This is a genomic window from Hydrocoleum sp. CS-953 (assembly GCF_002260545.1).
Lineage (GTDB): Bacteria > Cyanobacteriota > Cyanobacteriia > Cyanobacteriales > Microcoleaceae > Trichodesmium.
On sequence record NZ_LGSU01000829.1, the window covers coordinates 1 to 4,898 of the forward strand.

Below are 4,898 nucleotides of genomic sequence, written 5' to 3' on the forward strand. Positions count from 1 at the left end.
TTAAGGCTCTTGACATTTCTAAATCTTGTTTGCGCAGCATGACCTAGGAAAACCCTTTGACAGTTTACTATTCCCTATTCCCTATTCCCGACTCAAGTAGCGCTATAACAATAAACATTGAGGAAAAAACCCGGTTTCTGGGTTCGCCTGCGTAAGTCCTGAAATTCTTACTTTTGACTTTTGACTTTTGACTTTTGACTTCATATAGGCATTTCTACTGTAAAAGTTGTCCAACCATTAGTGCTAGTGACAAATAAATTGCCATTTAACTGTTCTACTAATTTTTTGACTAGAGCTAAACCTAAACCTGTACCACCTTGTTTCCAAGGATCGGCATTAGGAACTCGATAAAATTTATTGAAGATTTTAGGTAACTCGGATTCGGGAATTTTTGATGGATTACTAACTATAAATTTGATGGGAGTTGGNTCCTGAAATTCTTACTTTTGACTTTTGACTTTTGACTTATGACTTCATATAGGCATTTCTACTGTAAAAGTTGTCCAACCATTAGTGCTAGTGACAAATAAATTGCCATTTAACTGTTCTACTAATTTTTTGACTAGAGCTAAACCTAAACCTGTACCACCTTGTTTCCAAGGATCGGCATTAGGAACTCGATAAAATTTATTGAAGATTTTAGGTAACTCGGATTCGGGAATTTTTGATGGATTACTAACTATAAATTTGATGGGAGTTGGAGTTTCTGAGAGGCTTTTTTTGTTGTTTTTTTTCTGATTAAATTCTATTGAAAATTTGATTTCTCCACCATCTTCAGTATATTTGCAAGCATTATTCAGAAGTTCTGCTAAAATCCTGGCCAAACTATTATTATTAGAACGGATTTTAGGTAGTTGTTTAGGATATTTAGTCTTGAGAATTTGTTGCCTTTCTTTTACCCGCGATTTAAAAGGTTCCATAATCGAAGGCAGCCAAGTTGTTAAGTCTATTGTATCTAAAGCAATAGATTCAGAACCTGCTTCTAGGCGCTGTAAATCTAATAAATCGGTGATTAATTCAATTTCTCTTTTGCACTCTGTATCTAAAACATTCAAATATCTTTCACCCTTTTCTGGGAGAGGAAATACTTTCAGCAGATGAATAGCCATTTTCATATTTGAGAGAGGTGTTCTCAATTCGTGGGAAACGGTGCTTAAAAAATCATCTTTGAGAATATTAAGTTGCTGTAATTCTTTGACTTTTTGTTCCAATTCAGCAGTACGCTCTTGTACTTGTCTTTCTAAGTCTGTGTTGAGGGTTTGTACTTGTTGATAAAGTTGAGCTTGTTGGATCGCGATCGCTAACTTGGTTGCTAATTGCTGCAATAAATCAATTTCAGATGGTTGCCACTCTCGAATTCCAGAATATTCTTGGGTACACATAATTCCCCATAATTGCCTATCTTGAGAAATGGGTACTATCAAGAAAGATTTTACCTGCTTTTGCTGCAAACTTGTAATTTGTTCTATAGCTAAATCTGTTTGCTCAATATCTGCAACTGCCTGAATCTTATTTTTATTTACTTTTAATTTTGACATTAAACATTCAGATGAAGCTCGATCGCCCATCCAAGAATTGCAATTACGATCTATTGACTCAGCAACTATCTTGGTGACTTTTGCGGATTTTACTTGAAATAAAACTACTCGATCTGCTTTCAAAAATTGTTGCACTTCTGTAACTGCTGCATTAATTATTTCATTGAGATTTAGAGATTGATGAATCCTGAGAGCAATTTTTGCCAGGAGGCGATCGCGCTCCAACTGTTCCTGTATTTCTGCTGTTCGTGCCTGAACTTCTTTTTCTAATTCTGTGTTTCGATTATGTAACAGATTAAATTTTTCGGCTTGTAGTTGATTAACGTCTTTTCGTAATTCTCTGACTAACCCAAACATTACTGTGGGGTCTAATACTTGTAGTAAACTTGTCTGATTCACTGTTCCCAGTAACTCTCCTTGTTGGCTGCACACTATCAAGATTTGCACTTGTGCTTGCAACATTTTTTTATGAGCATTCCATAGAGAATCAGTTGGTTGCAGAAAATTAATTTGAGTTTTCATTACCTTNGGCTTGTAGTTGATTAACGTCTTTTCGTAATTCTCTGACTAACCCAAACATTACTGTGGGGTCTAATACTTGTAGTAAACTTGTCTGATTCACTGTTCCCAGTAACTCTCCTTGTTGGCTGCACACTATCAAGATTTGCACTTGTGCTTGCAACATTTTTTTATGAGCATTCCATAGAGAATCAGTTGGTTGCAGAAAATTAATTTGAGTTTTCATTACCTTTTTTACAGGTATTTTTGCCAAATCTATATCCAGAAAATATGCTTGGGCAATCTCATCATTAGCAATTATACCAATCGGTTTTTCGATACTTTGTCCTTGAACTTTTTTCTTCTGTGTAATAATTACACTATTCACTTTATTTTCTGCCATCAATTGACTTACTTTCAACAATGATGCTGTTCCTGAGATTGTCACTGTAACACTATCATTTTTGACTTCATTTACTCGTTTTAATCTCAGAATGTTAGAAGGTTGCAGAACCTGACGAATTTTTTCTGGTGTAACAACACCAACTATTTGACCTTGACTATCTAGCACTGGTAGATGACTAACTTTATGTTTTCGGAACAAAGACAAAGCTGTAAATAAATCTTCATCGTCTGATTCTTTGAGAGTAATAACATTAGATGTCATTACCTCGCCTATCTGCACATCTTCTGATAAATTTTGTAGATTCTTAAGTTTATCGGCAGCAATTAATTTGACAAGATCGCTGGCAGTAAATATGCCTAATAAAGAANTCGTCTGATTCTTTGAGAGTAATAACATTAGATGTCATTACCTCGCCTATCTGCACATCTTCTGATAAATTTTGTAGATTCTTAAGTTTATCGGCAGCAATTAATTTGACAAGATCGCTGGCAGTAAATATGCCTAATAAAGAAGGTTTTGAATTATGCTTTTGTTCTTCCTCAACAGGTATATTTTTTACTACTAAAACACTTGTGGCTTTTTCTTGGTTTAATAATATTGATTGCTCGACCTGCTCATTTTCAGATGTATTCACATTGGGCAAAGCAGAACTATTATGTAACTTACTCATTAGTTTTAGTACATTTACCAGAGGAGTTTCTGGAGTCACTGTTAAGGGATGACGGTCAATAGCTTGTTGTAGAGGTGATGAATACATACTAGATTGAGCAATCATAATTATATTTCCTAATTTTCTTAGCTAAGAGTCACTTACCAATGGATAATGGATAATTAATCAATCCTACTTTATTCCCTCTCCTGTTCAATGGATAATTGATATAAGAAGAGAGTTTTTATGATCTACTCTCCATTATCCATTGTTAAAGAGATAATTATCCATTCTTCAATTATCCATTATCAATTAATGAAAATATCATCTAGATTTTTTTAGGTAAATTTAGAATTTCGGCCTTGGTGATGCGTGGCTATGATTTTTCTACAAACCTAGAAACCGGGTTTGTATTAGATGCCGATACATACTGACACCTGTCTCGAACAAACCCGGTTTCTTAGCAACATCCTCTAGATTTCATAGCTCAGTTCACCAACACCAGAATTTCTTATCTTTAGCAGTTGTATGACAATAGTAGTTATTACCTAAAATTAAAAATTAATGTAAATTATAGCACAAAATTCATTTTTTATCAATATTTGTAAGTGATAAAATTATAGATTGTATTGTTCAATCAAAACCACCATTATCAAAAAAATCTATGAACTTGGGAATTAAATTAAGATACCAGTATCTTAATTATTTTACATTAGCCTTACTTCTGCTAGTAACTGCCTGTGGAGGTGGAGAGAAAAAAACAGAACCTATTGAGACTCCCTCAGCTACAGTAACTCCAGAAGAAGAAGAGATAAGAAGCTATGTTCTAGTTGATGGTTCAAGTACCATTTTTCCCATCTCCGATACAATGGCTCAAAATTTTATGCAGGATAATCCTGATATTCAGGTAATTGTAGGCATATCTAGTTCTGGTTCTGGACTGAAAAAGTTCTGTATTGGGGACACGGATATATCAAATGCTTCCCGTCCCATTAAAAAGTCTGAGATCGATCTGTGTCGGGCAAACGGAATAGAATTTGTGGAAATTCCCATTGCCTTTGATGCTATTTCTATTATTGCCAATCAGTACAATGACTGGTCAGACTGTCTAACTATAGAAGAATTAAAAAAAGTTTGGCAACCTGATGATGCTGATAAAATTACCAACTGGAAGCAAATTCGTGATAATTTTCCCGAAGAACCCCTGCGTCTTTATGCCCCTGACACTGACTCTGGTACTTATGATTACTTCACTGATGCTGTTGTTGGAGCAGCAGGTAAAAGCCGAAAGGACTTCAAGGCTAGCGAGGATGATAATATAATTATTCAAGGCATCCAATCTGACTGGGGTAGTTTGGGCTTCCTCAGTCTTGCCTACTATGAAAATAATAAGGATATTTTGAAGTTAATCGCTATTGACAATGGAAGTGGTCAATGTATTGAACCAAGTCAGGAGGCGATCGCTAATGGTACTTATACTCCTCTATCTCGTCCATTATTCTTATATGTGAATAAAAATTCCCTAGAAACAATGCCTCCTGTTAAAGCTTTTGTTGATTACCAAATAGATGTTACTAACAAGGAGGTAATTTCTGAAGTGGGTTATGTCCCAATCTCAGGAATTATACAAGTAAAAGTAAAGAAGCGTCTTGAAGAACTCACTACTGGGTCAGTTTTTGAAGGAGAATCTGCCGTTGGTGCTAAACTTACTGATAAATATTTGTCCGAAAAAGAAAGAAAGCAGATGGGTGGCAGTTAAACAGGGGAGTAGGGAAGTGTGGGGAGTAGGGGAGTAGGGGAGTAGGGG

The 4,898-nt window shown here is 35.3% G+C and carries 3 protein-coding genes and 2 pseudogenes; 1 reads left to right on the top strand and 4 read right to left on the bottom strand.

The window, feature by feature from the left end:
* Nucleotides 1–200: 200 nt before the first annotated feature.
* From AFK68_RS10510 to AFK68_RS44770, 4 genes and pseudogenes are all read right to left on the bottom strand, one after another.
* On the bottom strand, nucleotides 201–428 hold a 228-nt coding region (locus AFK68_RS10510; protein ID WP_143437765.1), incomplete at its 5' end, for an ATP-binding protein.
* Nucleotides 429–473: 45 nt separating this feature from the next.
* Nucleotides 474–2,066, bottom strand: a 1,593-nt coding sequence (locus tag AFK68_RS10515; RefSeq protein WP_143437766.1) for an ATP-binding protein, incomplete at its 5' end; no start/stop codon positions are given.
* Nucleotide 2,067: 1 nt separating this feature from the next.
* Nucleotides 2,068–2,703, bottom strand: a pseudogene (locus AFK68_RS10520) (CBS domain-containing protein); the annotation flags it as partial.
* 107 nt (nucleotides 2,704–2,810) lie between these two features.
* Nucleotides 2,811–3,217: pseudogene (locus AFK68_RS44770) on the bottom strand (CBS domain-containing protein); the annotation flags it as partial.
* A gap of 538 nt (nucleotides 3,218–3,755) precedes the next feature.
* Here AFK68_RS44770 and AFK68_RS10530 point away from each other — a divergent pair.
* On the top strand, nucleotides 3,756–4,850 hold the full coding sequence (locus tag AFK68_RS10530) for a PstS family phosphate ABC transporter substrate-binding protein (RefSeq protein ID WP_094672660.1): 1,095 nt from the start codon (nucleotides 3,756–3,758) through the stop codon (nucleotides 4,848–4,850).
* Nucleotides 4,851–4,898 lie beyond the last annotated feature (48 nt).